This is a genomic window from Bartonella sp. OC16QHHD (assembly GCF_042194035.1).
Taxonomy (GTDB): Bacteria; Pseudomonadota; Alphaproteobacteria; order Rhizobiales; family Rhizobiaceae; genus Bartonella.
This window is the reverse complement of the sequence record NZ_JBHIMJ010000035.1, coordinates 21,885-44,160: the sequence shown is the minus strand read 5'-3', so window position 1 is coordinate 44,160 and position 22,276 is coordinate 21,885. Positions and strand designations below refer to the sequence as shown.

General features: G+C 37.4%; 18 protein-coding genes and 1 pseudogene. 16 read left to right on the top strand and 3 right to left on the bottom strand.

Annotated elements, in window-relative coordinates; genetic code table 11:
- Window positions 1-68: 68 nt before the first annotated feature.
- From yajC to ACFIK1_RS04850, 3 genes are all read left to right on the top strand, one after another.
- Window positions 69-521 (top strand): preprotein translocase subunit YajC, encoded by a 453-nt coding sequence (gene yajC / locus ACFIK1_RS04860; protein ID WP_375633099.1) that lies wholly within the window; start codon window positions 69-71, stop codon window positions 519-521.
- A 459-nt stretch (window positions 522-980) separates the two neighbouring features.
- A complete protein-coding gene (locus ACFIK1_RS04855) occupies window positions 981-1,367 on the top strand; it encodes an Mth938-like domain-containing protein (protein ID WP_375633097.1) in 387 nt (128 codons plus the stop codon).
- An 876-nt stretch (window positions 1,368-2,243) separates the two neighbouring features.
- Window positions 2,244-3,104 (top strand): phytoene/squalene synthase family protein, encoded by an 861-nt coding sequence (locus ACFIK1_RS04850; protein ID WP_375639423.1) that lies wholly within the window; start codon window positions 2,244-2,246, stop codon window positions 3,102-3,104.
- 911 nt (window positions 3,105-4,015) lie between these two features.
- On the opposite strand, the gene ACFIK1_RS04845 is transcribed toward ACFIK1_RS04850, so the two are convergent.
- Window positions 4,016-5,905 (bottom strand): peptidyl-prolyl cis-trans isomerase, encoded by a 1,890-nt coding sequence (locus ACFIK1_RS04845; protein ID WP_375662215.1) that lies wholly within the window; start codon window positions 5,903-5,905, stop codon window positions 4,016-4,018.
- Between the two features lie 155 nt (window positions 5,906-6,060).
- Between ACFIK1_RS04845 and tpiA the strand changes: the two genes are divergently transcribed.
- The 13 genes and pseudogenes from tpiA to ACFIK1_RS04780 all read left to right on the top strand — a co-directional run bounded on the left by tpiA (window position 6,061) and on the right by ACFIK1_RS04780 (window position 19,985).
- Entirely contained in the window at window positions 6,061-6,825 is a 765-nt protein-coding gene (gene tpiA / locus ACFIK1_RS04840; RefSeq protein WP_375620758.1) for a triose-phosphate isomerase, read from the top strand.
- A gap of 82 nt (window positions 6,826-6,907) precedes the next feature.
- The gene (gene secG / locus ACFIK1_RS04835) at window positions 6,908-7,360 is read left to right on the top strand and encodes a preprotein translocase subunit SecG (RefSeq protein WP_375611263.1); all 453 of its coding nucleotides are present in this window, start codon (window positions 6,908-6,910) and stop codon (window positions 7,358-7,360) included.
- Window positions 7,361-7,489: 129 nt separating this feature from the next.
- Window positions 7,490-9,118 carry a CTP synthase gene (locus ACFIK1_RS04830; RefSeq protein ID WP_375662214.1) on the top strand — a complete coding sequence of 543 codons (1,629 nt, stop codon included), beginning with the start codon at window positions 7,490-7,492 and terminating at the stop codon, window positions 9,116-9,118.
- A 36-nt stretch (window positions 9,119-9,154) separates the two neighbouring features.
- Complete coding sequence (gene kdsA / locus ACFIK1_RS04825; RefSeq protein ID WP_375617688.1) at window positions 9,155-9,991, top strand: 3-deoxy-8-phosphooctulonate synthase; 837 nt, start codon at window positions 9,155-9,157, stop codon at window positions 9,989-9,991.
- A gap of 71 nt (window positions 9,992-10,062) precedes the next feature.
- Window positions 10,063-11,334, top strand: coding sequence for a phosphopyruvate hydratase (gene eno / locus ACFIK1_RS04820; protein WP_375662213.1), 1,272 nt, complete (start codon window positions 10,063-10,065; stop codon window positions 11,332-11,334).
- Window positions 11,335-11,445: 111 nt separating this feature from the next.
- Complete coding sequence (locus ACFIK1_RS04815) at window positions 11,446-11,853, top strand: NINE protein (protein WP_375662212.1); 408 nt, start codon at window positions 11,446-11,448, stop codon at window positions 11,851-11,853.
- A gap of 728 nt (window positions 11,854-12,581) precedes the next feature.
- Entirely contained in the window at window positions 12,582-12,893 is a 312-nt protein-coding gene (locus ACFIK1_RS04810) for a septum formation initiator family protein (protein WP_375617692.1), read from the top strand.
- 135 nt (window positions 12,894-13,028) lie between these two features.
- Window positions 13,029-14,068, top strand: a pseudogene (pdhA, locus tag ACFIK1_RS04805) (pyruvate dehydrogenase (acetyl-transferring) E1 component subunit alpha).
- A 16-nt stretch (window positions 14,069-14,084) separates the two neighbouring features.
- Entirely contained in the window at window positions 14,085-15,452 is a 1,368-nt protein-coding gene (locus ACFIK1_RS04800; RefSeq protein ID WP_375662211.1) for a pyruvate dehydrogenase complex E1 component subunit beta, read from the top strand.
- A gap of 14 nt (window positions 15,453-15,466) precedes the next feature.
- On the top strand, window positions 15,467-16,810 hold the full coding sequence (locus ACFIK1_RS04795; protein ID WP_375662210.1) for a pyruvate dehydrogenase complex dihydrolipoamide acetyltransferase: 1,344 nt from the start codon (window positions 15,467-15,469) through the stop codon (window positions 16,808-16,810).
- 220 nt (window positions 16,811-17,030) lie between these two features.
- Window positions 17,031-18,491 (top strand): dihydrolipoyl dehydrogenase, encoded by a 1,461-nt coding sequence (lpdA, locus tag ACFIK1_RS04790; protein ID WP_375612898.1) that lies wholly within the window; start codon window positions 17,031-17,033, stop codon window positions 18,489-18,491.
- A gap of 67 nt (window positions 18,492-18,558) precedes the next feature.
- Window positions 18,559-19,521: a lipoyl synthase gene (gene lipA, locus ACFIK1_RS04785; protein ID WP_375611273.1), complete on the top strand. Its 963-nt coding sequence runs from the start codon at window positions 18,559-18,561 to the stop codon at window positions 19,519-19,521.
- A 2-nt stretch (window positions 19,522-19,523) separates the two neighbouring features.
- Window positions 19,524-19,985, top strand: a complete 462-nt coding sequence (locus ACFIK1_RS04780; RefSeq protein WP_375662209.1) for a type II toxin-antitoxin system RatA family toxin — start codon at window positions 19,524-19,526, stop codon at window positions 19,983-19,985.
- Window positions 19,986-20,584: 599 nt separating this feature from the next.
- Here ACFIK1_RS04780 and ACFIK1_RS04775 read toward each other — a convergent pair.
- Both ACFIK1_RS04775 and ACFIK1_RS04770 read right to left on the bottom strand, forming a co-directional pair.
- Window positions 20,585-21,073, bottom strand: coding sequence for a CinA family protein (locus ACFIK1_RS04775; protein ID WP_375662208.1), 489 nt, complete (start codon window positions 21,071-21,073; stop codon window positions 20,585-20,587).
- Window positions 21,070-22,260, bottom strand: a complete 1,191-nt coding sequence (locus ACFIK1_RS04770; RefSeq protein WP_375662221.1) for a bifunctional 2-C-methyl-D-erythritol 4-phosphate cytidylyltransferase/2-C-methyl-D-erythritol 2,4-cyclodiphosphate synthase — start codon at window positions 22,258-22,260, stop codon at window positions 21,070-21,072. The genes ACFIK1_RS04775 and ACFIK1_RS04770 overlap by 4 nt, the downstream gene beginning before the upstream one ends.
- Between the last annotated feature and the right edge of the window lie 16 nt (window positions 22,261-22,276).

The window sequence follows — 22,276 nt, the reverse complement described above, 5'->3', positions numbered from 1 at the left end:
TTTTTCTGTATCGGAATTTCATTTTAATAGAGTGGGAAATACCTGAGGTTTAACTATAGGAGATAAAAATGTTTATTACGAACGCTTATGCTCAAGTTGCAGGCGATGTTTCCGGTGGAATTTCATTTGCTAGCGCTGTCCCATTCATTTTAATTTTTGCAATTATGTATTTTTTTATCATTCGTCCACAGCGTGCCCAAATGAAAAAACGCCAAGAAATGCTTAATGCAGTACGTCGTGGTGATACAGTTATAACGGGTGGTGGTATTATCGGCAAGGTTACGAAGGTTCACGACGAGAGTGGTGAATTAGAGGTTGAAATTGGTGAGAGTATGAATATTCGTGTTATTCGCTCAACATTAGCTGATGTGCGCGTTAAAGGTGAGCCGATTGCAGAAAAAAAATCAAAACTTAATGCTAAAGCAAAAAGACCACAAAAGTCTAAATCTAAAACGACAACGAAAGAAGATATGAGTATCTCTAAAGAGAAAAAAGCTATATCAAAGGAAAATGCATCTTAAGGTGTAATGGCAGTTTATTACATTTTTTAAGCATTTTTATAAAAAGCTTGGCAAGATCAAGACAATTTCATTGAAAAAGGGGCTTTTATAGTGGCTACAGAAAATGGAGTTTTTGTTTTCTTTAGATGATTAAAATAGTTGTTTTATTTATGGAATATTACGCAATTTTTTCTGTTTTTAAAACAAGATCATTGTTTCTATAAAAAGAAATTTGCGAGTAAATAAGCTGAGAAAACTTTTTAAAAGATAGATTTATTTAAGCAGGTATAGCTTTTGATTGCGGTTTATTATCGAATTTTCATATACTTGTTGTATGAGAAGATTAGGGTTTTATATAAAATTTCCACTTCAATACTAGGCTATGGTTAAGATATCAATGTTTGTATCAGCCTTCCTTTAATTTTATGGTGAGAAGTAGCAAAGACAATTGGATTATTCAAAAATAAAGGGTGCTTGTTCATGTTCGATGCAATTCAAATTCGTGAAGCACATTTTCCAAGTCGCGCACCTATTGATGCTTATGGAAATGGTGGATTTCGTTTTGCTGATATGTCTCATAGAGGTTCTATTGTTTGTGTACCATCAGGTATTTATGGCATTGACATGGCAGGACCTATTCCCACTCAAGAGGATATATCTCGTATTTTAGAAGAAGCTTCTGAAATCGAAGTTTTATTAATAGGTACTGGAATTGAATTATTACGATTACCTGAAGAGTTACGGGTGCTTTTATGGGAAAAACGTATTTCATCAGATACAATGAGTACGGGAGCGGCGGTGCGTACATTTAATGTTTTATTGGCTGAAGATCGCGCTGTTGCGGCGTTATTATTTGCGGTAGAATAGAGTATTGTTTAATAAAACAAAGGCTCTGGTCTAGCATGAAAGACTTGTGTGATTATTTTCTGCGCTGTAAAATACTGTCGTTTAAGGCGGTGATATAAGGGTATAGAATATACATAACTTAACACATTAAGTGTTTTTAAATACAGCAGCAAGTATTCAGGACAAAGTTTGCTCATAGTTCCTAATGAATCACATGAGTGATCAGCTCTTGGCACTTAAGACAGTTCATAAGAGGCATTTTAATTCTTTCTTATACAGTTTTTACCTACAAGCCAGTTCCGCTTGTGACGTGCAAGGGAATAGTTTTTATTGATGTAACATGGAATTGGTTTGAAATGAAAGCATATCTACGATATTTGGGATTCTAATTTAACATACAAAACACAAAATTATCATTATAAATCAATGCGTTTATAGTAACAGAAATGCACCGAGAGCAATTGGATTTTTTACAAATTGGTGTTGGTAAGAACCTTTGTCTTTTAGGATGGGGAGGAGGTCAATGATTGATAAAGTTTTTGTGATCAGTGCATTTTTTATAAAATAACATTGTCATCTATCCACTGAAAAAGTGTTTTGCGTTGTTTGTTGTTCAAGTTTTACTATGCATGTTACGATTGGTTTTTAGCTTTTTTATTGCAAATGAAAACTTGAAGTCCGATAAGATAAGTTTTATCAGAAAAATTATTTATTTAATTTTTTTCTTTCTAAAACGAAAAGGGACTAGAAAAGAAATTTTAATTCATAATACAGTTAAGAGACACATTTAAAAATCTTATTTTCTGAACTGTATTTGCTTATCCTTCATTTTTTAATATGAATAAAAAGAGGGTATTAATTTAATTGCTAAAAAAGGGACGTTAATAGGTTCATAGAATGATAGGCTCTCTTCCTTATTGTCTTGATATTTTACGTACCATAGATCGTGATCGCTATATATCGGTTTTATTTGCACCTAAAAAAAAGCGCCAAGCATTGGCTGCTCTTTATGTATTTAATGCTGAAGTTTCTCGTATCCGCGAAAGTGTACATGATCCACTCATAGGAGAAATACGGTTACGTTGGTGGTATGATGCTATTGCTCATGGTGAAATGCAAACGAGTGGAAACAATCCGATTTTGAATGATTTATTAAAAGCAATGACTCTTTTTAATTTACCTAAGACAGCTTTTTTACGTTATTGTGATGCGCAAATTTTAGATCTTTATCACAATCCAATAGAAACACTTCATGATCTAGAGCATTATTGTGGTGAGACAGCAGGCATAATTTTACAGCTTTCTTGTCAGATATTAGATCCTGAAACTGCACAAGAGTTTACAGATATCTATGAACATGGAGGGATTTCTCAAGGATTAAGCGGTGTATTGCGTCTTTTATCATTCATGCAATCACGATATCAATATTATTTACCCACTGATATATTAAAGGCTGTAGGAGTGAATAGGGAAGCTTTGGAATCTCATCGTCTCAGTGATCAACAAAAGGGTTGTATTGTTGAAGCTATGGTAGCATTATCGCGCGATCATTATACCCAATTTTACGAGTATTCTTGTATTTTACCGAGAGTTCTTAAGCCAGCTTTTCTTCCATTGGTCATTGTACCGGCTTCTCTTCAAAAAGCTATACAGCTGGGGGCAGCAATTTTTCAAGAGAGCGCAACTTTGCCATTGATGTATCGCTATTGGTTGATAACAAGGGCAGCAATAAGCGGCAATTTTCCAAAGATATTGTAAAAGAATATTACTATGTTGGAATGCGTAACATGTAGACTGATTTTCTCATATGAAGATAAAGGAGCTATTGTGATTCCAAACCATTTTTTTTGTTATAAAAATGTTGATGTTTTGGTTGTTATGAACGCAAAAGAATAAGAAATTTTATGATCTTGAAAATACGCTGTATTTCTTCATCAGTAATATGTTTTATTCAGTGTATTGGATGGGTGAGATGCAGAGAAAGAAAAACATGAGATAAATCTTAATACATTGGTTTGTTTGAAGAAGAACTTTTAAGTACTCTGAATGTATTGATTGTATCTCATTTGCAAATGAAATAAAATTTCTATTTTATGAGAGAAGTTATCTTAGCAGTCTATAAGTCTATAAAAAACTCTTATTTTTGAGAAATTATAACATCATAATTGATGACTGTTATGATTGATGAATATATTGATTTATAATGATAATTCGTTTTTTCTCATATTGAATGAGAGTCTTGAATAGAAAAAGATTTCTCCATTTTTATAATGAATTTTAAAAATAGTTTTTTTATCTATTATAAGTTGGGTGTGTAAATGAAATCATTTAAGGAAGAAGCAATACGCTCCCTATGAATGAATATTAAGAGTAGCAATATGATAAGCTATGAATGAATGACGATAGGGATGATATTTATAGCTTAATGGGCGGCAACCTTTACAACCTTTGGATGGATAATGTTTTTTAATGCATTGCAAAAACGATTCTACATTCCATTGACTATTTTCTCGCAAATCCATACATGCACTGTTTTGCGAGAAAATGAATCATTATACAAACGCTGATCCTAAGATATGCAGACAAGAAACCCGTCTTACCTCTTCAACTATAGACGAAGAGCTGATGAAAACTTTATCAATAAGTTCTTAAAATTATGCACAATCTTTTTATTGGAGAGTGTTAAAGATCTGATTATAATTTGTGCTATTAATTTCCAAAGGATGTTCTTTATTGGCAACTTGTAGCATTTCTAGCTTGAGATCTTCTCTTATCATCATATCTATATTGGCGCGGACCTCAGTTGAAAGAGTATGAGACGTGATATCTTTAGGCATGGTTACAGTCTTTATTTGATAAATGATACGGTTTGTTGCAACCGGACCTTTTATGATGCCATAATGACCTTTGGGAGCAGCAAATAATGCTTTAATCCCTTCAACGCCAAGGATTTCAGATGAGTCTTGACGCCGGAGGGCGGGTGTTGTTTGTTTTGTAACACCAAGGGTATGAGAAAGAGCAACAAGACTTTTTCCTTCCGTGAGCTGTTTGAGAGCATTTTGGGCTTTTTCATCAAGAAGACGTTGGATTTCTTCATTTTTCCATTGAGAAAGAACATCTAGCTTAGCCTCTTCAAGTGTCTTATCGCGGGCAGGAATAATTTTATCGACCTTGTACCAGAGATATCCACCATTTTGAAAAGAGAGAGGATCAAGATCGACTCCTTCGTTTGATTGATAGATGGCATTCAGTAAAATATCTTTTTGAGGTAAATCCGTGAGTATTGCACCTTCAAGCGTTTTTCCCGTTTTATCAATAGTAATTGTGCGCAAAGATAACTTGTATTGGTCAGCTAACTCTTTGAGAGAAGCACCCTCAAAACGAGCATTTTCAATGGCTACATAATTGTTACGGATATCATCAGTAGCACGATTTTTGGCAAGTATTTGGCGAATATTTTCTTCTACACTTTCAAAAGGAAGAGAGCTTGAAGGTTCAATATGCGTAACGCGAATGAGAACAGGTCCCTGTAAGTCATTTATCACAGGACTGACTTGTCCTTGTTGAAGTTCAAAAATTTCAGATGTCAGATGATTAGGAAGTTCATTTTCTGCAAGAGGACCTTTTTTTATGTCATTAAGAGTTTTTTTTTCAGCTTTTACCAGTTCATCAAAACTCAATCCGTCAGCTATTTTTTTTGCTGCATTATCGGCTTCTTCGCGTGAGGGGAATCGCAGTTCTTCGAATGTACGCTTTTCAGGCGTTACAAAACGTGAAGCATTTTGTGTATAATAGGCTTTCGCCTCATCTGTTGAGATATCTTTAGGTTTTACAAAATCATTAAGTTCCATAGATAGCAAAGAGACAGTACGGTATTCTGGAGCACGAAATTGACTTTGATGTGTTTCAAACCATTTTTGTAATGTTTCGTAATCAGGATCAGCAATTGTTTTCTTTTCTTTTAGATCAATAACGAGATAATCAGCAATACGCATTTCTCCTTGATAAAGAGCAAGTGCTTTATAAAAGAGATTTGGTGCCTTCATATCAGAAAGTAAAGCAGCAATCAGCTGATTACGCTTTTCTTGTTTGGTGTAATAATTAAGAAAAGCACTTTCACTAATACGTAAATGCTGAAGATAGTTATAAAACAAGTTTTTATCAAAAGTGCCATTTACCTGGAACATCTTATCAGAACCAATCGTATGAGCTATTGTATCTTTTGAAAGACTTATTTTCATTTTACGTGCTTGTTCATCAAGCAGTACATTTTGTTGTAATTGATTAAATACAAAAGCAGGAATTTGGTATTGCTGCATTTCATTTGTTGTAAACATTCGTTCAAGATGAGCAGCATATGCTAAACGTGCGCTTTGATCGGCGAGTGCAAGACGATAATCATCGACAGTTACTGTGGACTTTCCAGAAGTAATAAGATCTCTTTCACTTTTTTTGTGTAACTGCGGTACCCCCCATAAAAGAATGAAGCATAAGAGTAAAATAGCAAGGAAAATTCTAAAAATCCAAGAATTTGTAGCATTTCTTATGATGTCAAGCATTGTTCAAGTTCCATTTTTAATGTGAGTTATTATCAAAGCTGTAATGGAATTTGCAATAAAGAGATGAAAGATGCAAGCTTTAAAGACTTGCTTTCATTTTATAATTTGGTAACTACAGATAAACAATGTATTGTAAAAGCTCTTGAGGTGAAAATATGTCTCCAAATATTCGGCCTTTTCTTGCTGGAAATTGGAAAATGAATGGAACGAGTGAATCGCTTGGAGAGTTGCGTGCTATTGCTACAGGCGTTAGCTCTGATCTAGGTCATCTATTTGAAGCCCTAATTTGTGTTCCAGCAACGCTTTTATCGCGTGCTTCTAATACGCTGAATGGTGAAAATCTCCTTTTGGGAGGACAAAATTGTCACTTTGATGATCATGGTCCTTATACTGGAGATATTTCAGCTTTTATGCTTAAAGAAGCGGGAGCAAGTCATGTTATTATTGGGCATTCAGAACGTCGTACAGTGTACCAGGAAAATGATGCGATTGTCTGTGCCAAAGTGCAAGCTGCGTGGCGAGCAGGTCTTGTGGCTCTTGTATGTATTGGTGAAACATTGGAGGAGCGTAATAATAATAAAGTACTGGATATTCTCACGCAGCAGCTTGAAGAATCTCTCCCAGATGATGCAACAGCAGAGAATACCATTATCGCTTATGAACCAGTTTGGGCGATAGGCACCGGCAACACAGCGACTCCAGAAGATATTGCAAAAGTACATCATTTCATTCGTGATAGGGTGCGCTCTCGTTTTGGTGATGAAGGCAATAAGATACGTTTGCTTTATGGTGGATCAGTAAAACCATCCAATGCATTTGAGCTTTTAAGCATTGCTCATGTTAATGGTGCTTTGATAGGTGGAGCAAGCTTAAAAGCGATTGATTTTTTAACTATTTGCGATGTTTGTCGTAAACTATAGCAGAGAAATTTGAGTTTCCCCTTGGATTGTGCGTTATTTATGTGTAAATAGCTATTAAAGAGTTATTTGAAGAGCAGGGTTTATGCAAACAGTACTTATAGTTATTCATTTTTTGATTGTGATTACTTTGGTTGGTATTATATTAATTCAACCTTCAGAAGGTGGTGGGTTAGGTGTGAGTAATAGCTCAGGGTTGATGAAAACTCGTGGATCTCGAAACCCTTTAACACGTTTGACTGCTATTTTAGCCTGTTGTTTTTTTGTTGTGTCTATTGGACTTACCGTGGTGAGTAATATATCAAATTCTAGTTCTGATATTTTAAAGCGTATACCGGTTAATTCAGAGCAGAATTCTACCAATAAAGACTCAGGATCAGTCCCATCATCAGATGGTGAGTCTTCCCCTTCTATTCTTGAACAGCTAGGAGGCACTTCGAATTCTTCGCAGGAACAGAAACAGTCCACAAATCCTGAAGCAGAAAGTCCAGTTCCTCAGGTTCTTGAAAATACAGTTCCCGATAACAGTACAAAATAGTTTTTTAAGAAAACATAGACTTTTTAAAAAAGGTGATTTTTTTCGCCTTTTTTATTTTAGAAGAAAAATTGTTTCTTTTTGCATTTTTTGCTGGAAAAATCATTATAAATTGCTTATCACCATAAGCCCATGGCACGTTATGTTTTTATTACTGGTGGTGTGGTTTCTTCCCTTGGAAAAGGCATCGCAGCGGCGGCGTTAGCAGCGTTATTACAGGCTCGTGGCTATCGCGTACGTCTTCGCAAACTTGATCCTTATTTAAATGTTGATCCAGGTACGATGTCACCTTATCAACATGGCGAAGTATTTGTGACCGATGATGGTGCAGAAACGGATCTTGATCTTGGTCATTATGAGCGTTTTACTGGGCGTTCTGCAAATAGCCAAGATAATATTACAACAGGGCGTATTTATCGCAATATCATTGAACGAGAGCGGCGTGGTGATTATTTGGGGGCAACAGTCCAAGTTATTCCTCATGTTACAGATGAAATTAAGAGATTCATTACGATGGGAAATGAAGAATTTGATTTTGTTTTGTGTGAGATAGGTGGAACGGTTGGTGATATTGAAGCAATGCCTTTTCTAGAAGCGATTCGTCAGCTTCGCAATGAGCTACCGAGACAAAATGTCGTTTATGTCCATCTCACATTAATGCCTTATATTCCTTCAGCAGGTGAATTAAAAACGAAACCAACACAACATTCTGTCAAAGAATTGCAAGCAGTTGGTATTTCTCCTGATATTTTGCTTGTACGTGCAGATCGATCTATTCCAGAAACAGAACGGTGCAAATTATCACTTTTTTGCAATGTTCGCTCCAATGCAGTCATTCAGGCATTAGATATGCCAACAATTTATGATGTTCCTATGGCATACCATAAGGAGGGTTTGGACTCTGAAGTTCTTTGCGCTTTTGGAATCGATTCGGCACCTTCCCCCAAGATGGATCGTTGGGAAGATATTACGCATCGTATTCACCATCCTGAAGGAGAAGTTACGATTGCTGTTGTAGGAAAATATACGGGCTTAAAGGATGCTTATAAATCTCTTATTGAAGCGATTGCACATGGTGGTTTAGCGAATAGAGTGAAGGTTAATATTGAGTGGATTGATTCGGAGCTTTTTGAAAAAGAAGATTCTGTTTCAGCTTTACAAAAAGCCCATGGAATTTTGGTTCCAGGTGCTTTTGGGGCACGAGGGGCAGAAGGGAAGATTCGAGCAATTCAATTTGCGCGAGAGCGTAAAGTTCCATTTTTAGGGATTTGTTTTGGGATGCAATTAGCTTGTATAGAAGCTGCGCGCAATATTGCACAGATTGAGAATGCTTCATCAAGTGAGTTTTGCGAAACAGACAATCCAATTGTAGGTTTAATGACAGAATGGCTTAAAGGAGACGTTCTTGAAAAACGTACAAGAAATGGTGCTCTCGGTGGTTCAATGCGCCTTGGTGCTTTTGCTGCTGAATTAAAAGAAGAGAGTCATATTGCTCAAATTTATGGGATGACCAAGATTGTCGAGCGACATCGTCATCGTTATGAGGTCAATATTGATTATAAGGATAAGTTAGAACAGTGTGGTTTGATTTTTTCTGGGATGTCTCCTGATGGTATTTTACCAGAAACGATAGAATATGTAGATCATCCATGGTTTATTGGTGTTCAATATCATCCAGAATTAAAATCTCGTCCTTTTGATCCACATCCGCTTTTTTCTTCTTTTATTGAAGCCGCTGTAGAACAAAGTCGATTAGTTTAATGCGTAAATTGGATTACTTTGCTTTTGAGGGATAAAATGACTAAACCAAATGCACGTGTGAAAGTTGGAAATATGATTTTTTCAAATGAAATGCCTCTTTCATTAATTGCAGGGCCGTGTCAGATGGAAAGTCGTGATCATGCTTTTGAAATGGCTGGTCGTATTAAAACAATTACCGATCAGCTTGGTATCAGGTTTGTTTATAAATCAAGTTACGATAAAGCCAACAGAACCTCTTTGAGTGCGGCACGTGGCATTGGTCTTGAAAAAGCAATGGCTATTTTTTCTGATTTAAAAAAAGAGTTTGATTGTCCCATATTAACTGATGTGCATACAGAAGAGCAATGTACAATTGTTTCTTCTACAGTTGATATTTTACAAATACCGGCTTTTTTATGTCGTCAAACAGATCTTTTGGTAGCAGCTGCCAAAACGGAATGTGTTATTAACATTAAAAAAGGTCAGTTTTTAGCGCCGTGGGATATGGAGAATGTTTTAAAAAAGGTTGTTTACAGTGGTAATCCGAATGTTATGCTTTGTGAGCGAGGCACGTCATTTGGTTACAACCGACTTATTTCTGATATGCGTTCGTTGCCTATTTTACGTTCATTTGGAGCTCCTGTTATTTTTGATGCAACGCATTCTGTTCAAGAACCTGGGGGGCAGGGGGCTTCATCTGGTGGACAGCGTCAATTTGTTGAAATTTTAGCGCGTGCAGCTGTTTCTGTTGGGGTAGCTGGTATTTTTTTAGAAACACATCAAGATCCAGATAATGCACCTTCTGATGGACCCAATATGGTTAAAGTTGATGATTTACAAAGATTGCTTGAGACTTTAATGGAATTTGATTATCTGTCAAAAAAGTTGAGTTGAGAAGAGAAAAAATATTTCATTAATAGGGCATTATAAATGAATCGAGACTTTTATTGGATAAGGAAACACATATGACTATAATTGTCGATATCATTGGGCGTGAAGTTCTTGATAGCCGTGGTAATCCAACGGTAGAAGTTGATGTTCATTTGGAGAATGGAGCTTTTGGTCGCGCTCTGGTTCCTTCGGGAGCTTCAACAGGAGCACACGAGGCTATAGAGCTTCGTGATGGTGGTTTGCGCTATCAAGGGAAAGGTGTTGAAAAAGCGGTTGCTGCAGTTAATGGCGAAATTCTTGAAGAACTTGGTGGGCGGGATGCAACAAATCAAATTGCTATTGATCAAGCAATGATTGCTTTGGATGGAACGCCAAACAAAGCCCGTCTTGGTGCCAATGCACTTCTTGGTGTTTCATTAGCTGTTGCAAAAGCAGCTGCGGATTCATTAAATTTACCTTTGTATCGTTATATTGGTGGTACACAAGCGCATATTCTTCCAACCCCCATGATGAATATTATTAATGGTGGCGTTCATGCTGATAATTTGATTGATTTTCAAGAGTTTATGATTATTCCTATAGGAGCTCCTACTATAAGAGAAGCGATCCGTTATGGCGCTGAGATTTTCCATGCATTGAAAAAGCGTTTAAAAGATGCGGGTTATAATACCAATGTTGGTGATGAAGGTGGTTTTGCTCCTCAATTTAAAAGTGCTGATCAAGCAATTGATTTTATTATGGAATCTATCATGATATGTGGCTATAAACCAGGTGAACAAATTGCCATTGGTTTAGACTGTGCTTCAACCGAATTTTATAAAAATGGTTCGTATTTTTATAAAGGTGAGGGGAAATACCGTGACACCCAAGAGCAGGTAGATTATTTAGCGCAGCTTGTGAAAAATTATCCTATTATTACAATTGAAGATGGAATGGCAGAGGATGATTGGGAAGGTTGGAAGCTACTTACTGACACAATGGGAGAAAAATGTCAGCTTGTTGGCGATGATTTGTTTGTAACGAATTCAGCACGTTTGCGTGATGGTATCAAAATGGGGGTAGGCAATTCTATTCTCATAAAAGTTAATCAAATTGGTACATTGAGTGAAACACTTGATGCTGTAGAGGTAGCACATAAAGCAGGTTATCGTGCCATTATATCTCATCGTTCAGGCGAGACAGAGGATTCTTTCATTGCAGATCTTGCTGTTGCAACGAATTGTGGACAAATTAAAACAGGTTCTCTTGCACGTTCGGATAGATTAGCAAAATACAATCAACTTATCCGTATTGAGGAAATGCTAGGAGCCCAAGCGCATTATGCTGGTGATTTATATCGTGTATAGTTGTGAGCAAAAAATATGAAAGTATACAATCATTTAGATTATGAAATTGAGATTTCTTATCAAAGGCATATACGCAATAATTTTTAAGTATTTAAATTTATAGGGATTAAGATGAGAGGTATAATTATTAGTCAAGATCAAGGAACTTATCTCGTTTCGGGTGATGATGGTAAACGTTATCAGTTTGCGACTTGGGATTGGTTGGGAAAGAATCCACCAAGGATTGGTAATGCTGTTGATTTTGTCTGTGAAGGGGGGGTTGTCAGTTCTGTTTTTCCATTGTTGAGACCAGGTACAGAGAACTCAAAGATAATGTTCGCACTCCTTTGTTGGTGTGCAGGTATCTTTGGTGTCCATCGTTTTATGGTTGGTAAAGTTAGGACTGGTGCTTTAATGCTGGTTCTATCTTTATCATTGTTTGGATTGATAATTACCGGAATTTGGGCAGTTGTTGATTTTATAGTCATTCTTGGAGGAAAATTTACGGATAAAGATGGGAATCAGATTACAGATTTTTAAAAATTTTATAATTAAAGAGAAAGTAATTCAGTTCGCTTTTTATTTTTATAAATAATTAAGTTGCATCATGCAAAATTATTGTACTATATTTATTTAATATGAGATATTAAAAAACATGTACAGCTAAGTAAAAGTATTGAAAAAGACAATGCTATTTTATACGGGTAAAGCAAAGACGCAAATTAATTAAGGCGTGCATTGTTTTTCTGCTTATAGCAGTGGATAGCATTAGATTATTGGAGGCTCCAAACTATCCTAATTTCACGTTTATTACGGCTGCTATAAATTGTATTTACACCGTGAGGTTAATCCGCATATTATCAAATTAGAAATAATCTCTTTATGAATAACACATAAGGAGCGTGGGTAAGGATGAAGGGTGAAATTATTGTTCAAAATCAAGGGGTTTATCTCGTTTTGGGAGGTGATGATAAGCGTTATCAATTTGAGGATTGGAATTGGTTAGGAAAAAACCACCAAGCATAGGGGATACCGTTGATTTTATTTTTATTTTAATAGGAAATTTTAGGAAAAAGCTACAAATTAGAGGATATCCAATATTTATAATATAAAAAGTGGGTCATTCAGCTTACTTTGATTGTATTAAGGGGGGATAAATTGAAAATAACAAATTATTTAGTGTAGATTTGGTAATGAGGTATTAATCAAAATCATGCATAGTTGGGCAAAATATTAAGAAATTTGTGCTGTAAAGACTGTGCTATTTTATGTGGACAAAGCAGAAACGTCGATCAATCAAAGTACGCTTTGTACTACCTCTTATGACGGTGGGAGTCTTAAGCTATTTCAGTTATCACATTTATCATGGTGAGTATGGATTGTATTCACGCAGTGAAGTTAATCAGCATATTAGCGAATTAGAAAAGGAGCTTCATAAAATAGAAGCTGAGCGGATATTCATGGAAAAGCGTATTTCTCTTTTACGCAACGGGCATATAGAAAAAGATATGTTGGATGAGTATGTCCGAAAGAACTTGAACTTCTCTAAGTCAAATGAACTAACAATCTTAATACCTTGAAATGATACTAAAGGTAAATGAAAAATCGCTTAATTTAAACAATAATCAGCAATGATATTGTTTAAGCCGATTGATAAGGCTTGTAACTTTTGTTCGTAAAGGTTATTCCTAAATAATCATAAAAGGGAGTTTAATATGGCAGAACGACTTAAAAAAAATTCTGCGTCGGCGGCGCGCACTGCATTATCAAGCACCACAAAGAAAGCACCAATAGCAGATTTTACAAAAGAAGAAGAAATTGATGCTTATCGTGAAATGCTTTTAATTCGCCGTTTTGAAGAAAAAGCAGGACAACTTTATGGTATGGGGCTTATAGGGGGATTTTGTCACCTTTATATTGGTCAGGAAGCCGTTGTTATAGGAACATTGAAAGCGGCAAAAGAAGGTGATCAGGTTATTACGTCTTACCGTGATCATGGACATATGTTAGCGGTTGGGATGAGTCCGCGTGGTGTTATGGCAGAATTAACGGGACGTCAAGGTGGCTTTTCCAAAGGGAAAGGTGGCTCGATGCATATGTTCTCTAAAGAAAAGAACTTTTATGGGGGACATGGTATTGTTGGTGCGCAGGTTCCAATTGGTTCAGGTTTGGCATTTTCGAATCAGTACCTTGGTAAAGATAATGTGACATTGGTTTATTTTGGTGATGGTGCTGCAAATCAGGGGCAGGTTTACGAGAGTTTTAATATGGCTTCACTTTGGAAGCTTCCTGTTGTTTATATTATTGAAAACAATCAGTATGCTATGGGAACGTCAGTTTCACGTGCATCTGCAGAAACTGATTTTTCCCGACGTGGTCTTTCTTTTGAAATTCCAGGTATTGTTGTTGATGGTATGGATGTTCGATCAGTAAAAGGAGCTGCTGATGAAGCAATTTCTTGGGCACGCTCAGGTAAAGGACCGATCATTCTTGATATGCAGACCTATCGCTATCGTGGTCATTCCATGTCTGACCCAGCAAAATATCGTTCAAAGGAAGAAGTCCAAAAAATAAAAGAGGAGCACGATCCGATTGATCAAGTAAAAAGTCGGATTCTTAAAAAAATTGGGCGAGCGAAGACGATTTAAAATCTATTGAGAAAGAGGTCCGTGCAATTGTTGCTGATGCGGTAGATTTTGCACAAAGTGATCAAGAGCCAGATGCTTCTGAGCTCTATACTGATATTTTAGTTTGATGCGAGGGAAGCAAGTATGTCTATTGATATTTTGATGCCGGCGCTTTCACCAACTATGGAAGAAGGTAAACTGTCTAAATGGCTCAAGAAAGAAGGTGATAAGGTTAGCTCTGGCGATGTTATTGCTGAAATTGAAACGGATAAGGCTACAATGGAAGTAGAGGCCGTTGATGAAGGTACTCTTGGTAAGATTTTTGTGCCTGAAGGTTCAGAAGGCGTAAAGGTTAACACTGTTATTGCGATTTTGTTAGAAGAAGGTGAGCGTGCTGAGGATATTTCGCAACCTATTGATACAGCACAAAAAACTAAGGAATCTCCTCTTTCTCTGGCTTCGTCAGTTCCGCAGGCTGCTCCTACTTTTGATATATCTCCTAATTTTGATATTCCGGCGGGAACACAAATGGTTACAATGACAGTTCGTGAAGCGCTTAATCAGGCTTTGGCTGAAGAAATGCGGCGTGATGAAACAGTTTTTCTTATGGGGGAAGAAGTCGCGCAATATCAAGGTGCTTATAAGGTTAGTCAAGGTTTGTTGGAAGAATTCGGAGAACGCCGAGTTATTGATACCCCAATTACAGAGCACGGCTTTGCTGGGCTGGCTGTCGGGGCTGCTTTTGGTGGGTTACGTCCCATTGTTGAGTTTATGACATTTAATTTTGCGATGCAGGCGATGGACCAAATTATTAACTCAGCAGCCAAAACACGTTATATGTCTGGTGGACAAATGACCGCTCCTATGGTTTTCCGAGGTCCCAATGGCGCGGCTGCCCGTGTTGGTGCTCAACATTCTCAATGTTATGCTGCATGGTATAGTCATGTACCAGGTCTGAAAGTTGTCATGCCTTATAGTGCTGCAGATGCAAAAGGTTTGCTGAAAGCTGCTATTCGTGATGATAATCCTGTTATTTTCCTTGAAAATGAGATTTTGTATGGGCATCAATTTGATGTTCCTCAACTGGATGATTTTCTTTTGCCTATTGGTAAGGCACGTATTCATAAGTCTGGACAAGATGTGACGATTGTTGCATGTGGAATTGGGATGCATTATGCTGTTCAAGCGTTACCAGAAATTGAAAAACTTGGTATTGATGTTGAATTGATTGATTTACGAACCATTCGCCCGATGGATCTTCCAACAATTCTTTCGTCAGTTAAAAAAACAGGTCGTTTGGTAACAATTGAAGAGGGATTTCCTCAGTCATCTGTGGGAACTGAAATAGCAACGCGTGTTATGCAGCAGGCTTTTGACTATCTTGATGCGCCAATTGCTACGATTTCTGGCAAAGATGTTCCGATGCCTTATGCCGCTAATCTTGAGAAGTTGGCTTTGCCTAATACTGCTGAAATTATTGAGGCCGTTAAGGCTGTGACATACAGAGCATAACGGAGGAAAGCATAATGCCCATTAAAATTACAATGCCAGCGCTTTCCCCTACGATGGAAGAGGGAAATTTAACAAAATGGAATATTAAGGAGGGAGATAAGGTTTCCTCTGGTGATGTTATTGCTGAGATTGAGACGGATAAAGCGACAATGGAAGTCGAAGCCGTTGATGAAGGTAGGGTTGCTAAAATTGTTGTTCCTGCTGGAACACAAGGCGTTAAAGTAAATGCTTTAATTGTTGTTTTAGCAGAAGAAGGTGAAGATTTAGCTGAAGCTGCAAAAGTTACAGAAGAAATCTCTTCTTCTACAAGACAAAAACCAGAGGGCATCAAACAGACAGATTCTCTGAAACAGACGGACTCAAAGGGAATAAAAATGTCTCATGAATCATCAACTGGGCAATTAATACAGCAAGATAAAAAGGAAGCTCGTCTTTTTGCCTCTCCCTTAGCGCGGCGATTAGCATCTCAGGCAGGTCTTGATTTATCCCTTATTTCTGGAAGTGGTCCGCATGGGCGTATTATTAAGCGCGATGTAGAAAAAGCTGTGAGCAGCGATATGTCTAAAGTGTCTTATTCCTCACCGATAGGGGAGCTAATAGCTACAGGTGCTTCGGACAAACAGATATTGAAACTCTTCAAAGAGGATGAATATAGCTTCGCTCCCCATAATAATATGCGTAAAACAATCGCGACACGTTTGGTGGAATCAAAACAGAGAGTCCCACATTTCTATGTAACGGTAGATTGTGAACTTGATGCGCTATTAGCACTGCGTACACAACTAAATGCTGCTGCTCCAATGGTTAAGGGGCAGGAAGAAACTCAGCCTACTTATAAGCTTTCTGTTAATGATATGGTGATCAAAGCTGTCGCACTTTCTTTGAAAGCGGTTCCTGATGCGAATGTTTCTTGGCTTGAAGGCGGGATGCTTCATCATAAACATTGTGATGTTGGGGTTGCTGTTTCTATTCCCAATGGATTAATTACACCGATTATTCGCCATGCAGAGAAAAAGCCGTTATCACTTATTTCCAAAGAGATGAAGGATTTTGCAAAGCGTGCGCGCGAGGGCAAGTTAAAAATGGAAGAATATCAGGGTGGAACAACAGCTGTATCAAATATGGGGATGTATGGTATAAAAAGTTTTTCGGCTATTCTTAATCCACCGCATGCGACGATTTTTGCGATTGGTGCAGGGGAGCAACGCGCCGTTGTTAAAAATGGTGCATTAGTTGTTGCGACAGTTATGTCAGTTACGCTTTCTGCGGATCATCGTGCTGTCGATGGTGCTTTAGCAGCAGAGCTCGCGCGGACTTTTAAGAAGATGATTGAAAATCCATTAGCAATGTTGGTTTGAACTGTTTAACAGTTCTTCACGTAAATTGTGAGAAAGCGTGTTAAGAGAATAGAAACAAATTTAAAGAGTTTAAAGAGCAATGTTATTGCTATTTCTGGTTTGGGTAAAGCATTTACGTGAAGCTTAAAGCAAAGACATAAGATAATTCTCTCATGTTGTTTTACAGTCTTAAGTTCAAAAAATGCATATCCGTTTTTTATATATCCATGGAGGAATTACTGTGGCAAATCTTTATGATGTAATTGTGATTGGATCAGGTCCAGGCGGATATGTAACCGCAATTCGTGCAGCACAATGTGGCTTTAAGACTGCGATTGTTGAACGTGAACATTTGGGAGGGATCTGTTTAAATTGGGGATGTATTCCAACAAAGGCCCTTCTACGTTCAGCGGAAATGAAACATTTTGCTGAACATGCGACAAATTATGGATTAAAAATTAATGGTTCAATTGAGGCAAACATCAAAGATGTTGTGGCACGTTCACGGGGTGTTTCAGCACGTTTAAATGCTGGTGTTGGTTTTTTAATGAAAAAAAACAAAATTGATATTATCTGGGGTGAAGCAAAGCTTACTAAAGAAGCAAAGGGAAGCCTTCCTGCGGAAATTATGGTTTTTTCATCCTCCAAACCGATTATGCAACCGCAAAATCCAGTCCCTAAAGGGACGTTAGGGGAGGGAACTTATCAAGCAAAGCATATCATTATTGCAACGGGCGCACGTCCTCGTGTCCTTCCTGGTATTGAGCCAGATGGAAAACTCATTTGGACTTATTTTGAAGCTATGATACCGCCAGCAATGCCAAAATCGCTTTTGGTTATAGGGTCTGGGGCTATTGGCATTGAATTTGCTTCTTTTTATCATGATATGGGGGCGACAGTAACTGTTGTTGAAATGATGCCCCATATCATGCCTGCTGAAGATATTGAAATTTCAACGTTTGCTCGTAAACAGTTAGAGAAAAAAGGTTTACGTATTCTTCGTCAAGCAAAAGTAACAAAGGTTGAAAAATCTTCCGATTCTGTAAGTGTACATATTGATGTTCAAGGTAAAATAGAGTCAATGACTGTTGACCGGTTGATTTCCGCTGTTGGGGTGCAAGGTAATATTGAGAATCTTGGTTTAGAAGCTTTGGGAATAAAAACCGATCGCGGCTGCATTGTAACTGATGAATGGAGTTGGACGGGGGTGGAAGGTATTTATGCTATTGGTGATGTAGCAGGCCCTCCTATGTTGGCCCATAAAGCAGAAGAAGAAGGTGTGATATGTATTGAGCATCTTGCAGGTTTGAAAAGCGCTCATCCGCTTGATAAAAGAAAAATTCCAGGGTGTACATATTGTACACCACAGGTTGCCTCTGTAGGGCTTTCAGAAGCGGCTGCAAAAGAAGCAGGTTATGATATACGTATTGGTCGTTATTCTTTTGCTGCGAATGGTAAGGCGATTGCTTTGGGTGAAGATCAGGGGTTAGTAAAAACGATTTTTGATAAAAAAACAGGACAGCTTCTCGGGGCCCATATGGTAGGGGCTGAGGTAACAGAATTGATACAGGGTTTTGTTATTGCTATGAATCTTGAAACAACAGAAGAAGAATTAATGCATACTGTCTTTCCACATCCGACCTTATCGGAAATGATGAAAGAAAGTGTATTGGATGCTTATGGTCAAGTTTTAAACGCTTGATGACTGGATTGTATGAAAAATTTTATATTTTTGATTGTTACTTCGTATTTATAAGGCAAAGGCTTAAATGGTTACGGTTGTTGATAGAGTTGCAAATAGACGATTGCGTCATCCTGAAAAGGCACATCGTCCTGATACAAGCGTTCAAAAAAAGCCAGATTGGATTCGTGTAAAAGCGCCAACATCACCAATTTATAAGGAAACACATGGTATTGTACGTACGCATAAGTTAGTGACTGTATGTGAAGAAGCTGGTTGTCCTAATATTGGCGAATGTTGGAGCCAGAGGCATGCTAGCTTTATGATTTTAGGTGAAATATGTACGCGTGCTTGTGCTTTTTGTAACGTTGCAACAGGTATTCCACTTGCCGTTGATGATAATGAGCCAGAACGTGTCGCTGATGCTGTTGCAAGGATGGAATTAAAACATGTTGTCATTACATCTGTTGATCGTGATGATCTTGCTGATGGTGGTGCTGAGCATTTTGCAAAAGTTATTTATGCGATTCGTCAAAAAACTCCTAAAACAACAATTGAAGTTCTTACACCTGATTTTCGTCATAAGGATGGCGCTTTAGAAGTTGTTGTTGCTGCTAAGCCTGATGTTTTTAATCATAACTTAGAAACAGTTCCTTCTAAATATTTGAAGGTCCGTCCAGGGGCACGTTATTTTCATTCAATTCGTTTGTTACAACGTGTTAAAGAACTTGATCCAACAATTTTTACAAAATCGGGAATTATGGTTGGCCTCGGGGAGGAGCGAAATGAAGTTTTGCAATTGATGGATGATTTGCGCGCTGCTGATGTTGACTTTATGACAATTGGACAATATTTGCAGCCTACACGAAAACATCATCCAGTTGTTCGTTTTGTGCCTCCTGAAGAATTTGAGTCTTTTGCCAAGATTGGTAAAGTAAAAGGATTTTTACATATGGCCTCCAATCCTCTAACGCGTTCATCTCATCATGCTGGAGATGATTTTGCCATTTTGCAAAAAGCGCGTGATGAAAAATTTTCCTTACAGAGATAATTATGCCGATTTTTACAATACATCGGCAGATCACCCATAGTGCCAGTGAAATGTTTGATCTGGTTTCAGATATTGAGCGTTATCCTGAATTTTTACCAATGTGTGAGTCTTTAATAATACGTTCTCGAAAAGAATATGGAAAAAAAATATTGCTTCTTGCGGATATGACCGTTGGCTATAAGATTATTCGTGAAACTTTTACGACTCAAGTATTTCTTCAGCCGGAAAAAAGTCTTATAGAAGTTAAATATATTGATGGTCCATTCAAATATCTTGAAAATCGTTGGGCCTTTCATGATATTGAAAATACCAATGCATGTAATGTAGAGTTTTTTATTGATTATGAATTTAAAAGTAAAACGCTTGGATTAGTGATGGGCTCAATGTTTGATGTTGCGTTTCGTAAATTTACCGAGGCTTTTGAGAAGCGTGCGCATCAGATTTATGGCTCTACGGTAACATAGTCTATTCTGTTATTTTTTAACAATACGTATTGCTTAAACAGCGTGAAGGTGAAAACCGGTTTCCATCTTTACTATTTGTTTTTAATTCAGCTTTCAAAAGCATATTGAGGGAATATCATTTTAAATGATGAAGATGATGCACAGCTTCATGCTTTTGTTTCTCTCTTTTTTAATAGATGCACACTCGTTAAACAAAACGCCCAAATAGAACATGCTTGCGTCATACCCATTTCATAATAGTGCTCATAATAAATAGTATAGATTCTCGTAAAAGTATATAAAATCTACATCTGTACACTTATGAAGAAGTTCTCCTGTATCATTTATTTGCTATCTCTCAAGATGTTGTACCAGCTCTTAGCACTTGAGAGAGAGGTACAAGTTTTCCTTTCATTAATCATTTTATTTATACAGTTTTTTCTCTTGTGGCGTGTAAGTGAATAAATTTGATTAATTCAACCTACACAGGACTAAAGTGAGATAATTTTACGCTAGTCAGATCGTTCATTTTCAAGTTGTGATACAATAAAATTTTTTCAAGATGTTGACGATTATAGACTCGATGGGGAATAAAGAATTTTGAAATTAGTATGGGGAATTCAGTGAAGCAATTCCAGAATCATTTTAAAAGCATTTTCAACAGTTGCATGGCGGATAGCATTGCGATTAAGATGAGCAAAGTGCATTTCTTTGTGCAAGGGGGAGTGGTTTTTATAAGCTACTGCGCAATGCACAAGTCCTACAGGTTTATCAAGACTTGCACCTCCTGGACCAGCAATTCCTGTTACAGAAACTGCAATGTCAGCTTGTGAATGTTTTAATCCACCCTCAGCCATTGCAAGAGCAACTTCTTTTGAAACGGCACCATAGGTTTTTATAAGTTCAGCACAAACGCCAACAAGGCGTGTTTTAGATTCATTTGAATAAACAACAAATCCACAATCGAGAACATCTGATGATCCTGCTATATTTGTGAGGCATGCAGCAATGAGTCCCCCTGTACAAGACTCTACAGTTGTTAACAGCAAACCTTTTTGGCGAAAGGTATTAAGGACTTCATTTGCTTGTTTTTCACAAAGATATGTCATTGGGGAAGTTCTCCTGAATAAAGAACGCTCGCTGTTGCAAGAGCAGCAATTCCTTCACCACGACCAATAAATCCAAGCCTTTCATTTGTTGTTGCTTTGATAGAGATTCGATCAGGTGTCATTGAAAGTATTGTCATAAGATTTTCTGTCATGGCATGACGATAGGGACCAATTTTAGGATTTTCAGCGATAATTGTGATATCAACATTGGCAATACGTCCACCTGCTTGTTTAATAATATCAAGAGCATGACGGAGAAAAATTTCTGATGATACATTTTTCCATTGAGGATCAGAGGGAGGGAAATGTGTGCCAATATCTCCAGCACCTCGCGTAGCGAGCAGGGCATCTGTTAGCGCATGAAGAGCAACATCCGCATCGGAGTGTCCATTTAATTTTTTATGAAAAGGGATTTTTATACCACATAAAATAAGAAAATCACCATCCTCGAAAGAGTGAACATCATAACCATTGCCGGTGCGGATATCAGGAAACATTTGCATTTTCTTTTGGAGATATAAATGTGCAGTATTAAAATCTTCATGCCATGTAATTTTTATGTTGTTAGGATCCCCAGGAATGGCACGCATAGGAATTCCAAACCATTCGGCAATTGCAGAATCGTCAGTGAATTCTTGTTTGCAAGCTTGTTTTGCTTGTTTATGGGCCGCTAAGATATGTTCAAAGGGAAAACACTGTGGAGTTTGTGCACTATAAAGATGGGTACGGGGAATTGTTTCTAAAATATGCTGATTATTTATACGTTTAAGGGTATCAGAGATGGGCAGAACAGGAAGAACACCTTCTTGAGGCGTGATAGTGTTGTGAATGTTATTAAGAAGCTTGTTTTCGATAAAAGGGCGTGCACCATCATGAATATGCACATATTGGGGGGCAAATTTTTTGAGTGCCTGAAGTCCATATAAGGTAGAGATTTGACGTGTATTGCCTCCTTCAACGATAATAAGGCGCTCTTTAAAATCATCAATAGCTTGTTCACAGATTTGACGATCTTCTGGATGAATAACAAGAATAATTGTTGTGATAGCTGGATGCTGCAAAAAACAATGCACGGTATGATAAATAATTGGCTTTTGTCCTAGAAGCCGATATTGTTTTGGAATTTTATGGGGAGATCCTGCTCTTTCACCCCGTCCAGCGGCTAATATTATTGCTGCAATAGAAATACTTAATCTCCTTGTA

Coding starts and splice junctions, on each gene's coding strand:
- ACFIK1_RS04775 (WP_375662208.1), bottom strand. CDS start 21,073: ATGACATATCTTTGTGAAAAACAAGCAAATGAAGTCCTTAATACCTTT.
- eno (WP_375662213.1), top strand. CDS start 10,063: ATGACTATAATTGTCGATATCATTGGGCGTGAAGTTCTTGATAGCCGT.
- ACFIK1_RS04815 (WP_375662212.1), top strand. CDS start 11,446: ATGAGAGGTATAATTATTAGTCAAGATCAAGGAACTTATCTCGTTTCG.
- tpiA (WP_375620758.1), top strand. CDS start 6,061: ATGTCTCCAAATATTCGGCCTTTTCTTGCTGGAAATTGGAAAATGAAT.
- ACFIK1_RS04800 (WP_375662211.1), top strand. CDS start 14,085: ATGTCTATTGATATTTTGATGCCGGCGCTTTCACCAACTATGGAAGAA.
- ACFIK1_RS04845 (WP_375662215.1), bottom strand. CDS start 5,905: ATGCTTGACATCATAAGAAATGCTACAAATTCTTGGATTTTTAGAATT.
- yajC (WP_375633099.1), top strand. CDS start 69: ATGTTTATTACGAACGCTTATGCTCAAGTTGCAGGCGATGTTTCCGGT.
- ACFIK1_RS04850 (WP_375639423.1), top strand. CDS start 2,244: ATGATAGGCTCTCTTCCTTATTGTCTTGATATTTTACGTACCATAGAT.
- ACFIK1_RS04795 (WP_375662210.1), top strand. CDS start 15,467: ATGCCCATTAAAATTACAATGCCAGCGCTTTCCCCTACGATGGAAGAG.
- kdsA (WP_375617688.1), top strand. CDS start 9,155: ATGACTAAACCAAATGCACGTGTGAAAGTTGGAAATATGATTTTTTCA.
- ACFIK1_RS04830 (WP_375662214.1), top strand. CDS start 7,490: ATGGCACGTTATGTTTTTATTACTGGTGGTGTGGTTTCTTCCCTTGGA.
- ACFIK1_RS04810 (WP_375617692.1), top strand. CDS start 12,582: ATGTGGACAAAGCAGAAACGTCGATCAATCAAAGTACGCTTTGTACTA.
- lipA (WP_375611273.1), top strand. CDS start 18,559: ATGGTTACGGTTGTTGATAGAGTTGCAAATAGACGATTGCGTCATCCT.
- secG (WP_375611263.1), top strand. CDS start 6,908: ATGCAAACAGTACTTATAGTTATTCATTTTTTGATTGTGATTACTTTG.
- ACFIK1_RS04855 (WP_375633097.1), top strand. CDS start 981: ATGTTCGATGCAATTCAAATTCGTGAAGCACATTTTCCAAGTCGCGCA.
- ACFIK1_RS04780 (WP_375662209.1), top strand. CDS start 19,524: ATGCCGATTTTTACAATACATCGGCAGATCACCCATAGTGCCAGTGAA.